This window comes from Chryseobacterium antibioticum, assembly GCF_012927325.1.
Lineage (GTDB): Bacteria > Bacteroidota > Bacteroidia > Flavobacteriales > Weeksellaceae > Chryseobacterium > Chryseobacterium antibioticum.
Genome location: NZ_JABBGI010000002.1, coordinates 79,193 through 100,271 on the forward strand (window position 1 = coordinate 79,193; position 21,079 = coordinate 100,271).

A 21,079-nucleotide genomic window follows, 5' to 3' on the forward strand; every position below is an offset into this window, starting at 1 on the left:
TCTTAAAAATTACCCTTTTGGGTAATAGCTTCGTGTGGATGGTCTTAGTAATTTTAATGTAGAATTTATAACTATAAAATATTTCCGGATGTAACCTCTAACTGAGTTTTACAGCATTAGTCCTACCCTTACTCATAATCCTATAAATAAAATAATCATGAAAGAAGAATTAAAAGTAGAGCAATTTACGGGTGCAGTTGCTCATCTCGTAGCTCATCTTAAAACACTTTATAAACATAAACCTTTAAAGGTTTCTGATGTGATAGACCATATTGACTGGAATGATCCCGCAAAAGAGAGACTTCTTGAAAAATACAATATAAGCAAGGAACCCCGTCAGTATGTAGATCTTATTCAGGAAGGTGGCGGAGTACACGGGATTGCACTGGCCGGATATACGTATATATTAGAGAAAATGGGTATTTCTTTTTTAAACAGTGCCGGGACAAGTGCCGGAGCCATCAATACCATGATGCTGAATTGTGTGTATTCACAACGCGATGCTGTTATGATGGGCGAAAAAGAAGAATTTATAGAGCGTTACTATGAAACAAGATCTGAAAAGATCCTTGAATACCTTTCTAAAAAGGATTTAACAGAACTTGTTGATGGACATCCTTCATGGAAATCTCTTATTTTGAAAATATTTTCCAAACGGGAAAGAAAACCAATTCTGGATAAAATAAAATTCAGGGCTAAGATGGCGGTATATTCTTTTGCCTTTTTTCTGCTTACGATGATCGTTGCGGCCATTGGGGTAGGAATATTGTCCGGTGAGATTGCGCACTGGCAGATATGGGTTCACCGCTTACTTATTGTTTCAGTGATTGGGTTGGTGATCTCCATATATATGATCATTAAAAATCTAATGGTTCTACGGCTGTTTTATTTTCATAGTGAAAAAATGGGGATCAATCCGGGGGATAATTTTAAAGAATGGATAAAAACACTCATGGAAGAGAATAAAATAGGCAGTGTCGCTGATCTTAAGAATAAAATGCTGAAGGAAAACGATCTTTATAAGTGTGAATATCTCAGACAGAAGCTATCTTTTGACGTTTCATTAACTTCAGTAGGCGAGAAAAGCGAAGGCAATGAAAAGCTTTTAAATATTACTAAAGACATCAATGATTCAAAACTGAAAATGGCTGCCGGATCTCCGGATGAAAACAATGAAATCCTTGCGGATAAACCGGAAACCGGAATCGAGTGGGAAAAATTGAAAAAATCCCTGGTAGATGAAGATATAATACGTATTGTAGATAATTACCTTAAAACAACAAAATCCAATAGCGGAGAACAGGCTTTTGTGGATGGTCTGCTGAATCAAATCATAAGCAGCATTAAGTTTTTCAATCAGGTGAGCTGGCAGGATCTGAAAATGATCAATGATCAGCTTATTGATAAAAACCTGATTCCTATCAATGCCAACGAAAAATTGATAGAAAGAATTATCGGGGAATTGTTTAAAAACACGTACACTGTAGTTAGTGCCGAAGGTAATAAATTTCCACAGCAACTGGTAGTGGTGGCAGCAGATATTACCAATCAGATCAAGGTGGAATTCCCCGGAATGCATGAATTTTACTGGGGAAATGACGAGTCGATCTCTCCTGCAGAATATGTAAGAGCCTCCATGTCTATCCCTTTCTTTTTCAAGCCGTACAAAGTAACAATGTCTAACACGCAGCTGATCAATATCAATAATACATGGAAAGTAAAACTGGGTGCCTACAAAAATTTCATTCAGGACAATAATGAAGTTCTTTTTGTAGACGGTGGTGCATTGTCCAACTTCCCCATCAATGTATTTTACAGCAATACCCACTCTATACCTACCCGCCCTACTTTTGGAATTAAGCTGGAATATGACAGCGATGATTTATATAAATTAATTGATAATGAAATGAATCTGATGCTGTCTATGATCTCAACGATGAGGTATTTCTATGACCGTGATTTTTTAATCAAAAACAGCAATTTCAAGAAAACAGTGCGCAGTGTAGATACGGGAAGCATCAGCTGGCTTAATTTTAATCCTTCCAACAGTGAAAAGATAGAATTATTCTACCGGGGAGCGTTGGCAGCAGCTATTTTTCTGTCCGGGAAAAGCCTGACTTTTGAGGAGAAAAATAAACTGATGCAGAAAGCTCAGAAAGACTTTGGAATCACAGATTTTAGAACGGAAGACTTCATCTATCCGGATATTTTCTTCAATTGGGAAAGTTATAAAAAAGAAAGAGGAATGGCTGAGATCTATAAAAATCTAAGTCCTAAAATGAAAGAAAAATCAAGTTTCACTCAATAAAAAATTAGTCATGACAACTCTCTTAAACTTTGATCTGAATCTCCCTGTTCATATTCATAATTTTGATCAGCTGGTTCTGTGGCTTGCCATTTTAGCATCTATTGGAACGATTACAACCGGTGCTTATCTGGCTTCCTTTTCGCAAGGTTTTCTTTACATGGTGAAAACCTATGAAAATAAAAATAGGCTCAAGAAATTTTCTTTAATCAATCTTCAGCTTCCGTTTAGACAATCTTATTTTAAGAACATTCTCTTTGGCATTAATTCAAAAACCAATACCATTATTAATAAGTCATTAAAAGCGGATGCTCTCTTTATGCCCTTCGCTTACGGAACTCTGCTTCTGCTATTCTCTTATTTCTTACTGAGGTTTGACGGTAAAGACAATCCTGCCATTATTTCATGGTTGCTGAACTGTTGGTATTTCCCCTTAATTGCTTATGCTATGGATATCTTTGAGAATCGTTTTACAGTGTCCCTTCTGAAAAAACTGGAGATTCTTAAACTGACAAAAACAACCAATTCTGAAGACAGAAAATTAAATGAGAGCGATAAGAATCAATTAATTTGCAGATTCAGGATTAAAATACTCATTGCTTCCGGCTTAAAATGGATGGCGGCTATTTTCAGTATTGCCATCCTATTGGCTGCATTATGGAACCTTCTTTTATGAAAATTCCGATCCGGAGAAAGAGTAAAAACAGCCTATACCTGTGCCGCTTTTAGCATCAGATAATGCAGATCTGTATTTTTGATAAAAGCAGGCAGAAGCTCTCTTCCCGGACCATAAACCGCAACTTCAACATAGTCGCCTGAATGATCCATACTGATCCATCCCACAGAATTGTGTTTCTTCTGAATATCTGAATAAGCTTTGAAAGGCAGTTTTTTATAATTGTAAAGCCCCGCTTCCTGCTTTTCAAGTCCTGAATAAAAGCTGAGTAACTGTTTAGCTTCATCATCCGCCAGACTTATTTTATTCGTCTCATAGATCCAGTCTTTCATTTTCTGAAGATTAAAATCAGGATGAATAACGTTTAGAATATATTCATTCGTGTACTGATAATTGGAGATGCTGTTAAAGTTTTTTGTAGCATCGGGTCCGTAAATTGTTCCCGGATTGGCATTTCCGTGATCTGTAGTGATGATCACCAGTGTATCGCCATCTTTTTCCGCAAAATCGATTACTGTTTTTACGGCTTCATCAAAAGCAAGCTGATCGTGAATCAAAGCCGCAATATCATTGGCATGCGCTGCCCAGTCTACCTTCCCGCCTTCAACTTGTAAGACGAAACCTTCTTTATGGTCTTTCATCTGATTGATGGCTGTCTGCGCCATTTCAGCCAGAGAAGGGGTATTTTGCAGTTCAGGCATATGAGTCCTGTCGATGGAATATGGTAAAGCTCCGGAATTGAACACCCCTAAAACTTTCTTTCCTTTTTCTGTATTTTTTAAATCGTTTTTATTTTTAAGAATCTGATAACCTTTTTGTTGGTACAGACCATATACATCTTTTTTGTCTTCTCTTTTTACAGGGTTAAAGAATTCATCACCACCGCCCATCATTACGTCAAAACCTATCTCAGCGTACATTTCTGCAATTTCATTTTCTGCATTTCTGCTGTCTGAATTCACACAGAAACCTGCCGGCGTGGCATGGGTAATCGTCACCGTCGTTACGCAGCCCGTCTTTTTCCCTGCTTTTTTGAACTTTTGCCAGATCGGAACATATTTTTCACCATTGGCTCCTACATTTAGAACCCCATTTCTCACGCGAAATCCTCCCCCAAAAGAAGAACTTGCCGCCGCAGAATCTGTAACGACAGAACTTGCAGAAGCAGTGTCCATCAAAGCTCTGGAAACTTTGTTTTCATGGTACAGATTCATCCAGTTCCCGTTTTTACCCAGCATATTCTGAGAATACAGATTGGCCATTGCTAAAGTCCCGGAACTCATTCCGTCACTGATCATGAAAATAATATTCTTAGCTTTTTTCTTAGAATCCTGAATATTTTTTCCATTACTGGCAAAAAAATCGACCGGATTTAGAGTGAGAAGGCCTGACAGTAATGCTGAACCTTTTAAAAATTTACGTCTGTCCATTTTAATAAAATTTCGTAAGGCAAGTTAGAAGGTAATTTTAATTAATGAAATAATGTTGCGTTAATTAATTATGAATTTTTAGCCTGAATAATATAAATGGACCAGGGATTAATGTTTATGATTTTTAAAATTAATAATGTGTCCCGCAATCAATCCCGCTGCTCCAACATAGATTAAAGGGATATGGATCTCGAAGATGAAATCTGCAAAAACAGAAATGGAAATAAGGAGAATAGAAGCCCAAAACAAAAATTTCAGCCGGAGGCTAGCCACCTGTTTTGTGACTCTATAAACGACCACAGCGCCAATAATAAGGAATGCCAGATCTATATAAGGGTTGTGCGATATTCCCAAAGGAATGATCATTAACAAAGGAAAAGCAATACAATGAATAAGACACAGAACCGCTGCAGAAATACCTACTGCATCAAGAATTTTTGATTTCATAAACTAAGGGGATTTAAATTTCTTATAGTAACCTTGTTGCAAAAGTATAGATAAATTTTATTTAACGCAACATTATTGCATTAAAATAATACATGATTACCCATACACAAGTCGGGGTTGAGATTTTTAAATGGATTAAAGTTTGGTAAAGCAAATAAAAGTGCTATTTTTATTTTCAGAAAAGAAAACACCAATTATGCTGACTGAAGCTTCCCATAAGCTGATTCCGATGACAGATTTTGTTATTGAGTATTACTCTAACGAAGGATATGCCGATCTCCAGACCTTAAGTCTGATGAAAAACTATGCCAATTTTCTAAGAAAACCTTTAACATTGGGTATGTTTGTTCCTGTAGACCCAAAAGGAAATGTTCTGAAAGAACCCAAAAATTATTTGGAGTGGAGCTCCCTTGACCATAATGACGGGAAAAGAAAAGCGGCATCTGGATTTGAAGAATATATCGACTATCAGAAGGCAGAGCAGAATTGTCTGTTCGAAGGCTTTACCATAGGTTATAATGGATATTCCGTAGTCAGAATTGTTGCCTCTTATGATCAGGCGGTTGAGCTTTCTTTCAATAAAAATGATATGATGTCTGCTACATTTGCCGATGTTGAATCACTGACTGTTTTTGAAGATATCTATTTGACAAATAATGCATTAATAGCTATTGGGATAAAAAAATAAAAGCACTACTCTACTTCATTCATCCTCTTTTCCAGTTCCATAATAAAATCAGCCTGCGCAGAGTTGATCTTTATTTTAACTTCTTCTGATGCGAACCATTCCCATTGGTCCACTTCCGGGATTTCAATTATTGAAGAGGATCTGGGAGGCCATTCGATCTGCACGGTATTGCTGTAAAGCCCTGACGTTTCCATATGACCCTCCAAAGCCCATGCGTACACCATTTTGCCGCCCTTTTGTTTAACAGGCTGTAATGCAGTGAACTTCCCCTCTATGGTTTGTCCGGTTTCTTCTTTAAACTCAATAAGAGCCCGTTCCAGCAGGTCTTCACCAGGCGAAACCTCTCCTTTTGGAATCGACCATGCGCCTGCATCTTTATTTTTCCAAAAAGGTCCCCCCGGATGAACCAGAAAATAAAACAAATTATTTTTTTCTCTTTTAAACAGCAAAATCCCTGCACTTGTTTTCATCATCTTAAGATACACTTTTTTCTAATAATGAATCAATAATCAGCCTGGTTGAAACCCCTTTCTGAATGCTGATGGCGAGATTTTTTTATGCACCTTGAATATTTTATTAAAATGACTGCTTATTCTCGGTTTTAAAACCCGTATAGTCAGTTTTGCAGGAGTGGCACTCATTATTATGCTGCTTTTTGGGAGCAGTACGGTTGAAAACTGGGAAGTAATGGGAATACAGATGATTTATGCATTATTGTTTTACATTCTGATCAACAGATTAGAAGATAACGGCTATTCTCTGGACCCAAAAATGTAATTTTTTACAAAGCAACATATTTCAGTGTATGGGTCTTTGTATTTTGAAGCGGTTCAGCCTCTAATACCCTACTTATAAGGGTTTTAATAATTGATCAGATGTAACTTTTTACTTGTTTTATTTTTAGAAATAAAATAATATAGGTACCACATTTTTAACTTTATTACCATAAAGGCATAGAATGTGTATTATTATAAGCAAATAACATTAAAATTTAAAGTCATGAGAAATTTATTATGGTTAGTAGCTGTCATCTGTATTGTCGTTTGGCTTCTTGGAATGTTAAACATCGTGCCGGGAATCAGTACCGGTTATTTAGTGCATGTTTTATTGGTAATTGCCATTATTGTAGTTCTTTACAATATCATTTCGGGTAAAAAACCACTTTAATTATAATTGAAGCTTTACTGAGTATCAAATAAAAAAACGGTCAGAAATATATTTTCTGACCGTTTTTTATGCACTTATATTTTAATTTGAAGTAAAATATTTCCGGATAAATTCCTCCAGTTCCTTTCCATGAAGATTTTTAGCGATTATTTTACCTTGACCATCTATAACTACATTAAAAGGAAGTTCTTCAATTTCGTAAGCTTTTGCTACAGGGCTCTTCCAAAATTTGAGGTCACTCACCTGAATCCAGCTGATCCCAAAACGGTCTATGGCTTTCTGCCAGCTTTCTTTATTTTTATCTAAAGAAACACCTAAGATTTCGAACGTCTGCTCTTTTACCTGATCAGAGAACATATCATATAATGTTTTCAGTTCAGGCTGCTCGCCAACGCATGGAGCGCACCATGTAGCCCAAAAGTCGATCAGTACCACCTTCCCTTTTAAAGATGAAAGAGAGAATGAACTGCCATCCGTTTTTGACAGTGTGATTTCCGGAGCCTGTTGTCCTATTTCTATTTTGGTCTGTTGCGCTATTGTATATCCTGTAAGAATCAATACGGAAAAGAGGGTCAGAAAAACTTTCATATTAATCATTGGTAGGATAATCTTTATCTAGCCAGTCCACTTTGATGTTTTTTGGCAGGTTTAAAAGTTTGACATTCCTGAATCCCATTTCCTGCAGCAATTTAAATGCAGGACGGATGTTCGGGCATTTTACAAAAGGGCAGCATCCACAATAAATGACCACTTCTTTTCCTTTAGGAATATTTTTAAGATAATTTCTTAATTTTTCAAGATTTTCAGGCTCATGCGTAGGACCAATATCCACCGAACCTTTGATAATGGCTTCCGGACCTACAGAAATGATGACCATATTTTTTGTTTTGTTTTCTGTGATTCTTGCTGCTAAAAATGCAGGATCCATCAACTGACTGTCATTCCAAGGATCCTGTTTTTGCTGGGCAGAAAATTGACTGAACATGGAAGAGACCAGAAAAGCCATCATAAGTAGATATTTCATTTTTCTTTTTTAACAAAGATATGAATTTAGCCATAAGCCCTATGATGAGCATAATTATGTTTGACACATTTTAAATGATCTGAATGTAAATATTTTATATATTTATTGTAGAATACATCACAAAAGTGCAAATAAAAGCAAATTAATACAATGGAAGATAAATTCCAGCCCGACGCTATTATTGTCGGTTCCGGATTAGCAGGACTTACTGCTGCTATGGAAATTACAAATGTCGGGAAAAAAGTACTTCTTCTGGATCAGGAAACAGAGCAGAATATAGGGGGACAGGCATTCTGGTCGTTTGGAGGACTGTTTCTGATCAATTCGCCCCAACAGCGCAGAATGGGAATTAAAGATTCTTATGAACTTGCCCTTCAGGACTGGAAAGGAACTGCCGGCTTCGACCGTAAAGAGGATTACTGGCCCCGGAAGTGGGCCGAGGCCTATCTGAAATTTGTAGCCCATGAAAAATACAATTACATATCTAAGCTGGGCATCAAACTGATGTTTATGGTAGGATGGGCGGAACGTGGCGATGGATCAGCAACGGGTCACGGGAATTCCGTACCCCGTTTTCATGTCAGTTGGGGAACGGGAACGGGTGTTGTGAAACCTTTTTTAGACAAAGCTTACCAAGCTAAAGAAAAAGGTCTTCTTCAGATGAAATTCAGGCATAGAGTGACCGAACTGATCCTTGAAAATGGCAAAATAAAAGGCCTCAAAGGAGATGTCCTTGAAAACGATAATAAAGAAAGAGGGGCTGCCACCAACAGAAAGGTGATCGCTCAGTTCGACTATTATGCTCCTCATGTTATTATTGCCTCCGGAGGAATTGGTGCCAATCATGAACTGGTGCGGAAAAACTGGCCGGATAGATTGGGAAAAGCCCCTGAAAATATGGTTTGTGGTGTTCCGGCATATGTGGATGGTAAAATGATAGGTATTGCAGAAAACTCAGGCGCCCATATTATCAACCCGGACAGAATGTGGCATTATACGGAAGGTATACAAAACTGGAATCCCATATGGCCGAAACACGGCATCAGGATTTTGCCCGGGCCGTCTTCTTTATGGTTTGATGCTAAAGGGAACCGTCTCCCCGCTCCTTTCCTGCCTGGATTTGATACGTTGGGAACCTTGAAGCATATACAGGATACAGGATTTTCCTATTCATGGTTTATTCTCACGCAGAAGATTATTAAGAAAGAATTTGCGCTTTCGGGGTCAGAACAGAATCCGGATATTACCAATAAGGATTATACTCTTTTTCTAAAAAGGATCTTTGGAAAAAAAGCACCGGGTCCTGTAGAAGCTTTTAAGGAACACGGAAAAGATTTTATTGTTTCCAATGATCTGAAAGATCTGGTGGAAAGGATGAACCAGCTGTCTGGTGAGCATCTTTTGAATTATGAAAAAATTAAAGAACAGATCGAAGCGAGAGACAGGGAACTGGACAATAAGTATTCAAAAGATACACAGGTCAATTATATACGGAATACAAAGAATTATCTGGGAGATAAACTTGGGCGTGTAACGGCTCCTCATAAAATATTAGATCCTAAGAATGGACCTCTTATCGCTGTACGGCTCAATATTCTTACCCGAAAAACGTTGGGTGGAATTAAAACCAATCTTGACGGACAGGTTTTAAAGGAAGACGATACGGTGATTGAAGGTCTTTACGCAGCTGGTGAAGCAGCAGGCTTTGGCGGTGGTGGCATGCATGGCTACCGGGCACTGGAAGGAACATTTCTGGGAGGATGTATTTTCTCAGGGATGAAAGCCGGACAATATATTGCCGGACTAAAAAAGAATTCTGATTCTTAAAAGGGAATGATCAATTTTTGCTTTGCAAGTGAACATTGAATTTTTAAGAGTCCATCATTAAAAAAACTTTAGATGAAAAAAAATGAATACGTATTTCGATAACAAGGTGGTTTGGATCACCGGGGCTTCATCAGGCATTGGAGAAGCTCTTGTTAATCAACTGGCGGCAAAAAGCAGCGCGAGAATTATTCTTTCCTCGAGAAATAAAGAGCAGTTGTATGCGGTTGCAGAAAAGGCGGGACTGGATGTCAACCGTTTCGCTGTGTTGCCTTTAGACCTGGAAAATTATAAAAAAATGCCTGATATTGCAGCTGAAGCGATAGAAAAATTTGGAAAGATCGATATTCTGATCAACAATGCCGGGCTTTCCCAACGATCTTTAGCTATGGAAACGGATATTGAGGTTGATAAACGTTTAATGGACATAGATTTTATAGGTACCGTTGCACTAACGAAGGCCATTCTTCCCTACATGATCAGGAACGGGGGCGGACATATTGCTGTAGTTTCCAGTTTGATGGGCGTTTTCGGAGCTCCGATGCGCAGCAGTTATGCAGCTGCCAAACATGCACTTCACGGCTTTTTTGACTCATTGCGTGCCGAATTATATACGAAGAATATTGCTGTGACAATAATCTGCCCGGGCTTTGTCCAGACCGATATTTCTATTAATGCCGTCACGGGTGATGGCTCACTGCAGGGAACCATGGATGATGCTACGATGAAAGGAATGCCTGCTGATGTTTTCGCCGGAAAAATGCTTGTAGCTATAGAAAAAAAGAAAAACCAAGCCACTATAGGAGGACAGGAAGTGATGGGGACTTATCTTAAACGGTTTTTTCCTGCTATGCTGGCAAAGATTGTCCGTAAAGCAAAAGTAGTGTGATCATTGATCGGTAATAAAACCTCCCGTAATGAGAGGTTTTGTATTTTAATGAAGAGCTACTGGGCTTTCTGAGAAAAGCATTACTATTACCGATGCAACGATCAAAATAATTCTGGTAAAGCTTGAGAAATTTGAAAAGTTCCAGAAATTCATCAATAACCTGAGAAAAGACAGTCTGGAAGCAGCATCTTAGGATCTTTTACATGAGTCCTTCCCTGGCTGGTATAAAATCTATAAGAAATATTTAAAAATAATCAAAATACTGAACAACAGGTTTTTATTTGGCTTAATTATCGTTTTCTGGCTGCCCGGATCGAAATTTTTATAAAGATATTTCATAAATTTACGAAACCATTACGGTTTTAAAATTGGTTCCCAGGTGAAAATTCACAATAAAAAAAAGTATTTAAGCTTTCTAAAATTTAAAAGAGACTTTCAAAAGTACGGACTGGAAAAGGCACGCAGCTATGAACTTATCCTCCACTGGCTCAATAACAGATTGAGCCGAAATCAGTTTCTGGTGCTTTCCGGGATTCTTGTGGGGTGCACTGCCGGTCTTGCCGGAGTGATTCTGAAAACGCTTGTTCATACCATCCACAATTTTATTACCCATATTCATTTCGAGTATCAGATCCTGTTTTATATCGTCTTTCCTTTTTTGGGAATTGTACTGACAACAGCGATCGTTATTACTTTGTTTAAAGGACAGGACAGAAAAGGAATCGGTGCTATTTTGTATGAAATCGCTCAGAATTCCAGTATTGTGGCTTCGGTAAAAATGTATTCCCAGGTCATTCAGAGTGCTGTTACGGTGGGACTTGGGGGCTCAGCAGGATTAGAAAGCCCGATAGCTGTTACGGGAGCCGCGATCGGTTCCAATTATGCACAAACCTACAGACTCAGTTATAAAGAACGGACTCTTCTGTTAGCAGCTGGTGCCACTGCAGGGATCGCTTCAGCATTCAATGCTCCGATTGCCGGAATTATGTTTGCTTTTGAAATCCTATTGACGGGTGTAGTGTTTACAGATTTTATTCCTCTTGTTGTTGCAGCGGTTTGCGGAAGTCTTTTGTCAAGGATTTTGCTCCAGGAAGACATTCTTTTCAGATTCTATACAAGAGAGCCTTTCAACTATAAAAATGTTCCTTATTACCTTATTCTGGGGATTGTAACCGGGTTATATGCACGGTATTTTGTGGTTATTTCTCAAAAAGTGGAGCATTTCATCAAAGGACTTAAGCTTTCCAGGATGCGTAAGGCAATGTTCGGAGGTTTGGTGTTGTCGCTGTTGTGCGTCCTTTTTCCTCCCCTGTTTGGAGAAGGGTATGAAACGGTAAAGGCGTTCACGAACGGAAATACACATTCTATCATCAAAAACAGCTTTTTCAGATATTTTGAAATTGGAGATTGGACCATCATTATATTTTTGGTGCTGGTATGCCTTTTAAAAGCTTTTGCAACGTCTTTCACCATCTTTAGCGGGGGTAATGGCGGTAATTTTGCTCCGTCGCTTTTTGCAGGTGGTACGGTGGGTTATTTATTTGCATTGGTCTGCCAGCATATCGGGTTTACGGAAGTTCCGGTGACGAATCTTGTTCTGGTGGGCATGGCCGGAGCCATGAGCGGTGTACTTTATGCCCCTCTTACAGCCATATTTCTGATCGCTGAATCCAGTTTTGGTTATGATCTTTTTATCCCATTGATGATCGTTTCCATTATTTCCTATCTTATTGCCAAATGGTTCTCTCCGATCTCTCCGGAACTTAAATCTCTGGCTGATCAAGGGAAAATATTCACCAACAAGCATGATAAAAACCTTCTTTTTGCTTTAAGAACAGAAGATTTTATCGATCAGTATTCTGAAACAATCAATGAAAATGCTTCGGTTAATGAATTATTTGAGCTGGTGAAAAATGGAGATAAAAATATTTTTGCCGCCATTGATGAATCCGGAAAGCTGAAAGGAATTCTTACTCTGGATGATATCCGTCCGTATCTTTTTAATCAGGAAATAGACCATCTGCAGACTGTGGCTCAGATTATGAAAGCACCACCAGCGGTTATTTACCCTGAAAATCAACCTTTGGAAATCCTCCAGATTTTTGATGATACGGGAGTCTGGAATCTTCCTGTAACCAGTGAATACAATGATTTTGTTGGGTTTATATCAAAATCTTCGATCCTGATGAGCTACAGACAGCTTTTAAAAGAATATTCTGATTGATTTTTTAAACTCAAAAAATCGGTATCATCTGCGAAGTCTGTTGAAACCTAAATAAAAAAAATCATTTGAAAGACATAAAAAGCGGCCTGAAAAGACCGCTTTTGCTATACATTTATATATCCTTAATATTAAGGACAAGGATTTTGAGAATAGCCTCCGTTGCTGTTCAGTTTAGCGTTGATTTTCTTGAAATTGCCATTACTGTCCATTTTGGTTAATGCAATTCCTGAATTGTATTTATCTAATACATGCGCCATTCCTGTTTCTCTGTTTGGGATATCAACATAGTCGGCAAACATATCTCCGGAGAAATTAGGAGCAAAACCAGGAACCTGACTTGGAGGAACATTGGTGATAAATGATTCAAATAAGTTCGCATTGGTGATCACCAAAGCATAAACTGTTCCGTTGGGTGTTACAATATATCTTGTATTAAAACTTGGGTGACTGTTGTAATATTTAATCATACTGTAGACATCTCCAGCAGATGGTGGTGTATTTCCAGGGTGATTATGGATATCGGCTTCAGGATACGCATAAGGATTATTGATATCACCGCTGTTGGCATTTAATTCCTGCACACCCGTGGCTTTCAGCTCCCCATTTGGAGTATCTCTTCCCATGCCTACCCCATTTTCTTTTCCGTTCTGGTTGAAATTGTTAAGAATTCCCTGTTTGGCGTCATTAAATTTCTGTGTCTTAGAGTTATCTGTAGCTTTTTGCGAACCAGCCTGAGCCTTTGCACAAGGATCATTCGGGTTATTGGTTGGCGGAATGATAACGATAGGCGGAATTGGCGGACCTGTCGGAGGTTGTGGATTAGTTGGCGGATTGGGTACTGTGATGACTACTTCCTCAATAGAACCGTGACATTTTTTCCCGCATGAATCCATATCTCCATCTCCTGAACGCGCGGATGAAATATCTGATATGATTTTTCCGTCAACCACCTGGATCTGATACCTCATGGAGCCTTCCAATGCGATATAGGTAACATTTCCGGTCATCTTTTTCATAATCTCATGAGCGCCCAGTCTGTGGTCGTCAGAAGAAAATTTTTCAACGGATTCAAATTTCCATAAATGTCCGGAAACCTTTTCCCCGTCGATTCTGAATGTCAATTCTTCAATTAGTTTTTCACTTTCATTTTTTACCGGAACCGAAATCAGAATGACATTGTTGTCATGCTTAAATGTCCGGGCATTTTCCCATTCGATCTGCTTTCCAGAAATAATGTCCATATCCTTTACATACTCTTTTCTGATGTAAGAAAGTGGGTTTTTCTGAACTTGCACGGTTTCAGCTTCATGTTCTAACGTTTCATGAGCACACCCTTGCAGGGAGAATAAGGATAGCATAGCTCCCAACACGAAAAACGACAGCATTTTTTTCTTCATATTTTTTAATATTTAAAGGGCGCAAATATATTAATAAATCCTATAAATGAGAAATAAAAAACGAGTAGTTTTTCCAGATTTAATAGTACATTCACAGAATATTCATAAATGTGGGAGCTTTTATTATGGCGTTATTTTTCATGAAAAAAAAGACCCGTTCAGTATAACCGAAAGGATCTTTTTATTGAGTTAAAATGAAATCTCTAATCTGACATTATTTACTGGCCTGATTAAGCAGTTCAATATCTTCCTGATCTAAAACAAGTTGGGGAGCTTTGAATAAAGTATCAAGCTGAGATGCACTTGTTGCGCTCACAATCGGTGCTGTGATCAAAGGATTGACCAAAAGCCACGCCAAAGCAGCTGTACTCTGTGTGGTCTGATGTTTTTCGCTCACCTGATCCAGTGCTTTCAGAACTTCAAGGCCTTTATCGTTAAGATATTTTCTCACACCCTCGCCTCTCTGGCTTTTGCTCAGGTCTGCTTCTGTACGGTATTTTCCGGTAAGAAATCCTGCAGCTAATGACCAGTAGGGAAATACACTGAGATCAAATTGTTCTGCCAGCGGAGCATACTTGTTTTCAAAACCTTCTCTTTCCATTAAATTATAATGAGGCTGCAATGCCACATATTTGGGAAGATTATTTTTTTCTGCTGCTTCAAATGAGGCTTTCAAACGCTCTGGAGAAAGATTGGAAGCGGCAATATAACGCACTTTTCCAGCTTTGATGATCTCATCGTAGGCAGCAAGTGTTTCTTCTACCGGAGTGATATTATCATCGAAATGAGTGTAATAAAGATCAATATGATCAGTTTGCAATCTCTGTAAAGATTCATCCACAGACTTTAAAATATGCTTTTTGCTGATGTCAAAACCATGTTCTTTAGTTTCAGATCCCACCTTTGTAGCCAGTACAATATTCTGGCGGTTAGCGCGGCTTTTCATCCACTTTCCGATGATTTCCTCAGACTGCCCTCCTCTTCCGTTCACCCACCATGAATAGGTATCTGCCGTATCTATAAAATTGAATCCTGCATCTGTAAACTTGTCCAATACATCAAAAGACTGTTGTTCATCAAGCGTCCATCCAAAAACATTTCCTCCAAAATTAACAGGTGCCACCGATAGATCCGTGTTTTTTATCTTTCTTTTTTCCATAAAATAGAATTGTCATTAAAATATTAAGAAGGATCTAAGGTAAGGAATATCAGAGAGGATTCCGGATTCAAAATAAACATACCGCTTATAGTTATAATAAATGGAAAAGCTTATTCTGCCTCGTTTTTTTATCATTATCCGAAGAAATTCCGGATGCCTTTATCTTATCAAAACCATACAAAAAAAACAGCTTCCATGATGAAAGCTGTTTAATCTATCAATTTAAAAAAATACGGTTACTTTTCAACCTGAGGAACTTCAATGGCTGTCAGCATCAGTTTGTATTCCTGCAGTTGCAGGTCTATGGTTTTCAATCCGCTTTTAAAGAAAGTGGATGTATGAAAGAGATTATGATAATATTCAATCCCTTCCAGCATATTTTTTTTGAACGCATTCCACTTTTTGGTCTGGGAATGGGTGATCTGTGCTGATGAATTGGAAATTTCTTTTTTAAGATAGTCAACGTACATTTTCAGTTCATTGATGAACATATTCGGACGCTGGTTATTGGGAAGAATATTAGCGTTTCCATAAATATGTTTTACCATCTCTGACAATGAAACTTCTTTATCAAAGAAAGCCAAATTAGGTCCAGGACATATCACTACGCCTTGTTTTTCCCCTTTTATTTCGAGATTCTGCTCCATATAAGCGGCATTCACCAATCCTACACACAGACAGGCTTTATCTGTAATTTCTGTTTTTCTTTTATTAAATTCTTCACTCGTTAATTCCTGATCAGCCTGAAGTTCTTTTAATTTAATATTCTGGTACTTCTTGGAAGCTGTACAGGTTCCCTGCGGTGAAAACTCTTTGCTTAGTGCCAGCAGTTTTTTTGGACAGGAGCTTCCGTATTTTCCGGCGGCTTCTTTATGCTCTTTTAATAATTCATTGGAGGTTCCTCTAACAGTATTGAAAGGTACTCCCAAAGGCGAAATATTGCTCAGATAGAAATCTTTTTCTCCTGATTTTAAAAGCAGGTTTCTCGTTTCCGCATCTACTGAAGTCGCTTCAGGAACCAATAAAAACGGAGATCCCCATCCAACACTGTCTACATGATAGTTTTCAAGCAGGAATTCATGTTCTTCAGAAGTTCCTACTCCACCCTGAACAGTAATTTTCATTTCCAAAGGCTCAGAAACGGTGTGCTTTCCTTTCTGTTCCAATGCAGCGATCATTAATGAATGGGCAGACTGGATCAGATCGTTCTTTTTCTGCTTAAATTCTTCCATGATAGGTCCCAGCAGCATACCTTCTGTAGCAAATGCATGGCCCCCGCAGTTCAGTCCGGATTCTATTCTGTACTCTGAGATCCACAGTCCCTTTTTGGCCAGAAAATTCCCCTGGATCATTGCTGAGCGGAAATCACTCACTTTAAGGATGATCTTCTTTTTCAAAATACCGTTCTGATCAGGAAAGAAATCATCAAATTCTTCGATATAACTGTACAAACGGGGATTCATCCCTGCAGAAAGTACCATTGAAGAAGATAATTTACTTTGTGCAAAACCACGAAGCGAAGCATGCGCATCATTGAATATTACAGGAAGCTGCTCGTCTTTTATAAAGTTGTCTTTGTCAACTTTCGTCATGATGTTGACGTCGATACTTCCCGGCTTTAAGTTGGATTCAATGAAATTTTTAATGCTTGAACCTAAATTATCTTTTTGACTGACCAGATTCTGAAGGCCACTTTTTAAATCCGAAGTATTGGGCAGTATGGCTATGAAGTTCTTTAAGGCCTCCTTGTTTTTGGTGATCTCCTGTTTGAAAGATTCAAACTTTTCATTTACGATATCATCTACCATATCCAGGTAAGCCGTAATTCTTTTCGCCCTGTAATCTTCTGTTTTTGTTGAGATTCCTAAGTAATCCAGATTGAATTTCTTGTTATAAAAGCCTTTCATTTTTTCCAGGATCTCGTCATCAATGATGGAAATAACGGAAGAGATTCCATATTGGGCAACGCGGATCGGGCTGTCTATGGTATACGCCAGACCCATTACCGGAATATGAAAATTGTGTAATGGTTTATGTGTCATTTTATTTTGATAAAAATTCTTTCGTTAAGAATGAATTAAAACCCCGGAATATGCTATTTCTATTGAAACGAGCACTTTAATCCGGAACTTTAATTACCTAAATTTATCATTTTAATATTAGCTATGCGATAAATAGTACTTTGCAATATCGGAAATATGCTAAATATCATTTTTTTGTACCTGTGAGCAAGGCATAAAAAATCATTTCCGGACTAATGTTGATGGAAGGAACAAGTTTGGTAAGGCTGAGGACAAGCCCTGCCAAAACAAGCAGAATAGGAAGAATCTTATCTTTTACCGAGATAATAATGAATATCCAAATAATTTTTTCGAGTTCTGCCATAGCTTACAATTAAGCCCCGAAAATAGGCAGACAATACACCGGAACTTTGGCTCAGATCAAAAAAGGAATACTACTTTTTATTCAAAATCCAGAAAACCATCTGAAAGTTTTTTCCACTGGATCTTGGAAACGCCCATCATTCCACCAGCGGCTACCATCAAATTTCTGATAATATCGATAAATCCTGCATTGAAATTTGGTCTTTCATTCCGTCCGTAAACTGCAGCCTTCAAATGAGTGGGTGTTCTTGAAATCATAAAAGTAGATGTTGATTTAGGACTATAAAAATGAGCAATATGGTGGTTCTTGGAGTTTTTAGGATCTCTTGATGGACGGCAGGTGAGGATAACACTTTCAGAGCTGCTGTCTTCCTGAAAACAGAGATCGGTAATTTCTACCCAGTCATAGCCTTTCGCTTCTTTTTCTCCGGGACCGGGAATATCAATCCTTATAAAATCACCTTTCTGAGGAATTCTTTTAGCTTCACTTCCTTTAGAATCACAAAGCTTAAACGCCGCAAATCCTTCTCCACAATAGCTTTTCCACTTGGTAACATCGAAAAATATGTCCCTCAAAAGCTGAAATTTGAGTGGAAGAAGTGTGGGTTCAAACTGTTTTTGACTTTCTGTATCATGAAATCCACCTGATTGTTGTTGTGGAACTCCTTTCATCTGCTTTGGTTTCATGTGATTGAATTTGTACTAAGATATGAAAACCATAAGGATTTCTTTATGAGCAGAATCACAACATACAGTATAGATTTTTTTATAAATTCAGTTATTTGAAGAAACAAAAAAAACCTCTCAATTGAGAGGCCTGATGTTAAAATGTAATGTATTGAGATTCAAAAATAAAAAGAATGGATGATGTATTTTATGACTGGAGTCATGTTGTGGTGATTTTGTTGTCGATTTGTTAAAGTTTGAATATTATATTGTCTTTTTGTGAGTTAATATATATTTTTGAATGAAAAAATGACAACCCACAACGTAAGCTCGATATAAAAAAAACATTTAATACTTCTGTATGCCTGATATGCTCATGATAATCGATGAAGAATTTTTACTTTCCGCAGGAGCCGAACTGATGAATTATGCGGTCAATGATGTTATTTTTAAAGAAGGTGATATCCCCAAATATTATTTTCAGATCAAAACCGGAACCGTCAAGATCAATAACTACCATGAAGATGGACGGGAAATTATTCACAGTGTCCCTTTTGACGGCCATTGCCTTGTAGAGAGCGCTTTGTTTATTGATAAAACCTACCCTGTTAATGCTGTGGCTATGACTGGCTGTGAGATTTTAAGACTGGATAAAAACAAATTTCTGGCTCTTATCAACAGTTCACCTGACCTTATGTCAAAACTCTACAGCTATACGGCGGAAAGAATGTATTACAGGCATGTGATGCTGAATAATATTTCAGCACATGATCCGGGAACCAAAGTAAAACGGGTGATGGAAAGTCTGAAATCTTATAATCAATACACCAGTAAGTACTCCTATCAGTTTCCGTTTACCAGGCAACAGCTGGCTTCTCTTACCGGCTTATGTGTAGAAACCGTGATCAGGGTGGTCAAAAAAATGGAAAAAGAGAAAACAGTAAGAATACAAAACGGTAAAATATTCTATTGATCAGAACTTTTTAATGGACTGGGTACAATACCGAATTTCTTTTTGAAAGCTGTAGAAAAATGGCGTGGATTTTTATACCCTACAACATCAGAAACTTCACTGATATCCATCTCTTGTTCCTTTACTATATAGTGTCATATACACAGTAATTGCAGCCATAGAATGAGTGGTTTTTGGAATTATAATATATATTGTTGGGAGGAATTGTAAAAAACTGAAAGAAAGGTAACATTAATATAGGTCCGTATTTTTAACTAGGATTAATAATTTTTTAATATTTATACGTATATAGTGTTTTTCATAATGCAAATTTTGCTTATATTTGTGCTTCGAAATAATTTTTTTTCATCATTTGTGTTTTTTTAAGGCCTCCTCACTTAGGGGGCCTTTTTCATTATGCGCATACGTAATTGTTTATTTCACCCATATGTGGAAATAAAAAACGCCCCATTCCCCTTATTTAAGTGGAAATACGGAATGATAAATTTGGTACTTTCTACTCAAGGATATCTCTCTTTAAAGTGACAACTTTGTGATGTTAAACAACTTAAAACATTACACCATGTCAAAATTCAAAATCAACATCGTTGCAGGTCCGCTTTGGAGCAACGACGAAGCACAAAAAATTGGAGGCCGTATTGCTGCGGCACATTTAGGAAAATTCACTGGACAATGGAGCACTATTGTCGAAGGTCAGATGAGCGTTATCGAAGTTGAATACGATACGGAACCATCTGGAAGTACGGAATATACTATGGACGTTTTAGCGGGACCTATCTGGAGCAACGAAGATGCTAAAGAAATATGTCCTTCAATCTGTGCTTCTTACGGAGGTACATGGAACGGACAGTGGACTACAGTCGTTGAAGGCAAAATGAGCGTTTGCGGCTGTGTATTCAAGTTCTAGGAATATTTGAATTCATAATAGATTGATCTCCGGGGCAACCTGGAGATTTTTTTTATGAAGAACAGTTTATTGTGTCGTTTTTATAAAATCTGTCGGCTTAAACTGCATAACAGACTGAAAACTTCTCGTAAAAGCCTGCACACTCCTGTACCCTACCTGATATGAGGTTTCTGAAATCGTAAGATCACCGGAACTCAGCAGTTCCAGACTTTTAATGATCCTCAGGATCTGTTGGTACTTGCTCAACGTCATTCCGGTTTCCTTTTTAAAGATACGTTCCAGTGTTCGTAACGAAAGCAGGGAAATTTCACTTAAATCTTCTATCCTGATATCTTCATGATAATGGTTGTGAAGGTATTCAATAGCACCAGATAGTCTTTTATCTTCAGGAAGACGGATGTGGAGCTTCAGTGAATGTTCCACAAAACGGGGAAGTTCATTAAAAAGTGCCTGTAAAAATAACATCTCATCGGGATCTTTTAAGGTGCTTTTTGACCATCTTTCCGCATATTTTATCATTTCCTTTAAAACAGGAGGAACAGAAAATACATTGATTTCATGATGAAAAACACTGCTTTTTTCTACATCAGCAAACATAATCATCAGTTTGATCTTCTCAGAATGTGAATTGGTTTTATGCATAGAGCTGGGAGGAATCCAGGCTGCGTGGTTTTGTGGAAGCAGATAGATCTTCCCATCCACGGTGATATACTGAAATCCGCTTTCTACATAGACCAGCTGGCCTTTTTCATGGGTATGAAGGATATCATCATGCCGCCAGTTTTCTTCAAACCATACAAAATAAGGCTTGTCCAGTTCGTCAATCGCTATTGTGTCGTGTGGATTCATGTCGTTTTAAGTTAAAACTTTGGCAAAATTAAACAAAACAACTGAATTAATTTTGCGTCAAATATTTATT

General features: G+C 37.9%; 22 protein-coding genes. 10 read left to right on the plus strand and 12 right to left on the minus strand.

Annotated features, from left to right (window positions below; all coding sequences use genetic code 11):
- The first annotated feature begins 157 nt into the window (after positions 1-157).
- Together HHL23_RS01900 and HHL23_RS01905 are read left to right on the plus strand one after the other, a co-directional pair.
- Positions 158-2,308: a patatin-like phospholipase family protein gene (locus HHL23_RS01900; protein ID WP_169233137.1), complete on the plus strand. Its 2,151-nt coding sequence runs from the start codon at positions 158-160 to the stop codon at positions 2,306-2,308.
- Positions 2,309-2,318: 10 nt separating this feature from the next.
- Positions 2,319-2,981 carry a hypothetical protein gene (locus HHL23_RS01905; RefSeq protein ID WP_169233138.1) on the plus strand — a complete coding sequence of 221 codons (663 nt, stop codon included), beginning with the start codon at positions 2,319-2,321 and terminating at the stop codon, positions 2,979-2,981.
- 32 nt (positions 2,982-3,013) lie between these two features.
- On the opposite strand, the gene HHL23_RS01910 is transcribed toward HHL23_RS01905, so the two are convergent.
- Complete coding sequence (locus HHL23_RS01910) at positions 3,014-4,411, minus strand: alkaline phosphatase (RefSeq protein ID WP_169233139.1); 1,398 nt, start codon at positions 4,409-4,411, stop codon at positions 3,014-3,016.
- A 108-nt stretch (positions 4,412-4,519) separates the two neighbouring features.
- Positions 4,520-4,858: a MerC domain-containing protein gene (locus tag HHL23_RS01915; RefSeq protein WP_169233140.1), complete on the minus strand. Its 339-nt coding sequence runs from the start codon at positions 4,856-4,858 to the stop codon at positions 4,520-4,522.
- A gap of 160 nt (positions 4,859-5,018) precedes the next feature.
- Here HHL23_RS01915 and HHL23_RS01920 point away from each other — a divergent pair, with 160 nt between their 5' ends.
- Complete coding sequence (locus HHL23_RS01920) at positions 5,019-5,546, plus strand: hypothetical protein (RefSeq protein WP_169233141.1); 528 nt, start codon at positions 5,019-5,021, stop codon at positions 5,544-5,546.
- Between the two features lie 5 nt (positions 5,547-5,551).
- Here the strand turns inward: HHL23_RS01920 and HHL23_RS01925 are convergent, their stop codons facing one another.
- A complete protein-coding gene (locus HHL23_RS01925) occupies positions 5,552-6,019 on the minus strand; it encodes an NUDIX hydrolase (protein WP_228464556.1) in 468 nt (155 codons plus the stop codon).
- A gap of 157 nt (positions 6,020-6,176) precedes the next feature.
- Here HHL23_RS01925 and HHL23_RS01930 point away from each other — a divergent pair, with 157 nt between their 5' ends.
- Both HHL23_RS01930 and HHL23_RS01935 read left to right on the plus strand, forming a co-directional pair.
- On the plus strand, positions 6,177-6,323 hold the full coding sequence (locus HHL23_RS01930; RefSeq protein ID WP_169233142.1) for a hypothetical protein: 147 nt from the start codon (positions 6,177-6,179) through the stop codon (positions 6,321-6,323).
- 222 nt (positions 6,324-6,545) lie between these two features.
- The gene (locus HHL23_RS01935; RefSeq protein ID WP_139222110.1) at positions 6,546-6,713 is read left to right on the plus strand and encodes a lmo0937 family membrane protein; all 168 of its coding nucleotides are present in this window, start codon (positions 6,546-6,548) and stop codon (positions 6,711-6,713) included.
- 81 nt (positions 6,714-6,794) lie between these two features.
- Here the strand turns inward: HHL23_RS01935 and HHL23_RS01940 are convergent, their stop codons facing one another.
- Both HHL23_RS01940 and HHL23_RS01945 read right to left on the minus strand, forming a co-directional pair.
- Positions 6,795-7,301, minus strand: coding sequence for a TlpA family protein disulfide reductase (locus HHL23_RS01940; protein ID WP_169233143.1), 507 nt, complete (start codon positions 7,299-7,301; stop codon positions 6,795-6,797).
- A gap of 1 nt (position 7,302) precedes the next feature.
- Positions 7,303-7,737 (minus strand): rhodanese-like domain-containing protein, encoded by a 435-nt coding sequence (locus tag HHL23_RS01945; protein WP_169233144.1) that lies wholly within the window; start codon positions 7,735-7,737, stop codon positions 7,303-7,305.
- 150 nt (positions 7,738-7,887) lie between these two features.
- On the opposite strand from HHL23_RS01945, the gene HHL23_RS01950 reads away from it, so the two are divergent.
- The 3 genes from HHL23_RS01950 (at position 7,888) to HHL23_RS01960 (ending at position 12,674) form a co-directional block, all read left to right on the plus strand.
- On the plus strand, positions 7,888-9,564 hold the full coding sequence (locus tag HHL23_RS01950) for an FAD-binding dehydrogenase (protein WP_169233145.1): 1,677 nt from the start codon (positions 7,888-7,890) through the stop codon (positions 9,562-9,564).
- Positions 9,565-9,646: 82 nt separating this feature from the next.
- Positions 9,647-10,450: an SDR family oxidoreductase gene (locus HHL23_RS01955; protein ID WP_169233146.1), complete on the plus strand. Its 804-nt coding sequence runs from the start codon at positions 9,647-9,649 to the stop codon at positions 10,448-10,450.
- Between the two features lie 379 nt (positions 10,451-10,829).
- A complete protein-coding gene (locus tag HHL23_RS01960; RefSeq protein WP_169233147.1) occupies positions 10,830-12,674 on the plus strand; it encodes a chloride channel protein in 1,845 nt (614 codons plus the stop codon).
- A 128-nt stretch (positions 12,675-12,802) separates the two neighbouring features.
- Here the strand turns inward: HHL23_RS01960 and HHL23_RS01965 are convergent, their stop codons facing one another.
- From HHL23_RS01965 to HHL23_RS01985, 5 genes are all read right to left on the minus strand, one after another.
- Positions 12,803-14,071, minus strand: coding sequence for a hypothetical protein (locus HHL23_RS01965; RefSeq protein WP_169233148.1), 1,269 nt, complete (start codon positions 14,069-14,071; stop codon positions 12,803-12,805).
- 214 nt (positions 14,072-14,285) lie between these two features.
- Positions 14,286-15,230, minus strand: a complete 945-nt coding sequence (locus HHL23_RS01970; protein ID WP_169233149.1) for an aldo/keto reductase — start codon at positions 15,228-15,230, stop codon at positions 14,286-14,288.
- Between the two features lie 236 nt (positions 15,231-15,466).
- Positions 15,467-17,272: a hypothetical protein gene (locus tag HHL23_RS01975; RefSeq protein ID WP_169233150.1), complete on the minus strand. Its 1,806-nt coding sequence runs from the start codon at positions 17,270-17,272 to the stop codon at positions 15,467-15,469.
- A gap of 166 nt (positions 17,273-17,438) precedes the next feature.
- Positions 17,439-17,615, minus strand: coding sequence for a hypothetical protein (locus tag HHL23_RS01980; RefSeq protein ID WP_228464558.1), 177 nt, complete (start codon positions 17,613-17,615; stop codon positions 17,439-17,441).
- A gap of 77 nt (positions 17,616-17,692) precedes the next feature.
- On the minus strand, positions 17,693-18,301 hold the full coding sequence (locus HHL23_RS01985; RefSeq protein WP_169233151.1) for a hypothetical protein: 609 nt from the start codon (positions 18,299-18,301) through the stop codon (positions 17,693-17,695).
- Positions 18,302-18,641: 340 nt separating this feature from the next.
- On the opposite strand from HHL23_RS01985, the gene HHL23_RS01990 reads away from it, so the two are divergent.
- Positions 18,642-19,253 (plus strand): Crp/Fnr family transcriptional regulator, encoded by a 612-nt coding sequence (locus HHL23_RS01990; RefSeq protein ID WP_169233152.1) that lies wholly within the window; start codon positions 18,642-18,644, stop codon positions 19,251-19,253.
- Here the strand turns inward: HHL23_RS01990 and HHL23_RS01995 are convergent.
- Positions 19,247-19,363 (minus strand): helix-turn-helix domain-containing protein, encoded by a 117-nt coding sequence (locus tag HHL23_RS01995; protein ID WP_169233153.1) that lies wholly within the window; start codon positions 19,361-19,363, stop codon positions 19,247-19,249. The genes HHL23_RS01990 and HHL23_RS01995 overlap by 7 nt on opposite strands.
- Before the next feature lie 452 nt (positions 19,364-19,815).
- Here HHL23_RS01995 and HHL23_RS02000 point away from each other — a divergent pair, with 452 nt between their 5' ends.
- Positions 19,816-20,160, plus strand: a complete 345-nt coding sequence (locus HHL23_RS02000; RefSeq protein WP_034725582.1) for a mannan-binding lectin — start codon at positions 19,816-19,818, stop codon at positions 20,158-20,160.
- A gap of 66 nt (positions 20,161-20,226) precedes the next feature.
- On the opposite strand, the gene HHL23_RS02005 is transcribed toward HHL23_RS02000, so the two are convergent.
- Positions 20,227-21,009 (minus strand): AraC family transcriptional regulator, encoded by a 783-nt coding sequence (locus tag HHL23_RS02005; protein ID WP_169233154.1) that lies wholly within the window; start codon positions 21,007-21,009, stop codon positions 20,227-20,229.
- Positions 21,010-21,079 lie beyond the last annotated feature (70 nt).

Excerpts from the sequence above, each read along its gene's own strand:
- HHL23_RS01995 (WP_169233153.1), bottom strand. The coding sequence starts at position 19,363 with ATGGATATCAGTGAAGTTTCTGATGTTGTAGGGTATAAAAATCCACGC.
- HHL23_RS01935 (WP_139222110.1), top strand. The coding sequence starts at position 6,546 with ATGAGAAATTTATTATGGTTAGTAGCTGTCATCTGTATTGTCGTTTGG.
- HHL23_RS02005 (WP_169233154.1), bottom strand. The coding sequence starts at position 21,009 with ATGAATCCACACGACACAATAGCGATTGACGAACTGGACAAGCCTTAT.
- HHL23_RS01950 (WP_169233145.1), top strand. The coding sequence starts at position 7,888 with ATGGAAGATAAATTCCAGCCCGACGCTATTATTGTCGGTTCCGGATTA.
- HHL23_RS01940 (WP_169233143.1), bottom strand. The coding sequence starts at position 7,301 with ATGAAAGTTTTTCTGACCCTCTTTTCCGTATTGATTCTTACAGGATAT.
- HHL23_RS01955 (WP_169233146.1), top strand. The coding sequence starts at position 9,647 with ATGAATACGTATTTCGATAACAAGGTGGTTTGGATCACCGGGGCTTCA.
- HHL23_RS01925 (WP_228464556.1), bottom strand. The coding sequence starts at position 6,019 with ATGATGAAAACAAGTGCAGGGATTTTGCTGTTTAAAAGAGAAAAAAAT.
- HHL23_RS01910 (WP_169233139.1), bottom strand. The coding sequence starts at position 4,411 with ATGGACAGACGTAAATTTTTAAAAGGTTCAGCATTACTGTCAGGCCTT.
- HHL23_RS01985 (WP_169233151.1), bottom strand. The coding sequence starts at position 18,301 with ATGAAACCAAAGCAGATGAAAGGAGTTCCACAACAACAATCAGGTGGA.
- HHL23_RS01970 (WP_169233149.1), bottom strand. The coding sequence starts at position 15,230 with ATGGAAAAAAGAAAGATAAAAAACACGGATCTATCGGTGGCACCTGTT.
- HHL23_RS01965 (WP_169233148.1), bottom strand. The coding sequence starts at position 14,071 with ATGAAGAAAAAAATGCTGTCGTTTTTCGTGTTGGGAGCTATGCTATCC.
- HHL23_RS01980 (WP_228464558.1), bottom strand. The coding sequence starts at position 17,615 with ATGGCAGAACTCGAAAAAATTATTTGGATATTCATTATTATCTCGGTA.
- HHL23_RS01975 (WP_169233150.1), bottom strand. The coding sequence starts at position 17,272 with ATGACACATAAACCATTACACAATTTTCATATTCCGGTAATGGGTCTG.
- HHL23_RS01915 (WP_169233140.1), bottom strand. The coding sequence starts at position 4,858 with ATGAAATCAAAAATTCTTGATGCAGTAGGTATTTCTGCAGCGGTTCTG.
- HHL23_RS02000 (WP_034725582.1), top strand. The coding sequence starts at position 19,816 with ATGTCAAAATTCAAAATCAACATCGTTGCAGGTCCGCTTTGGAGCAAC.
- HHL23_RS01905 (WP_169233138.1), top strand. The coding sequence starts at position 2,319 with ATGACAACTCTCTTAAACTTTGATCTGAATCTCCCTGTTCATATTCAT.
- HHL23_RS01945 (WP_169233144.1), bottom strand. The coding sequence starts at position 7,737 with ATGAAATATCTACTTATGATGGCTTTTCTGGTCTCTTCCATGTTCAGT.
- HHL23_RS01900 (WP_169233137.1), top strand. The coding sequence starts at position 158 with ATGAAAGAAGAATTAAAAGTAGAGCAATTTACGGGTGCAGTTGCTCAT.
- HHL23_RS01990 (WP_169233152.1), top strand. The coding sequence starts at position 18,642 with ATGCCTGATATGCTCATGATAATCGATGAAGAATTTTTACTTTCCGCA.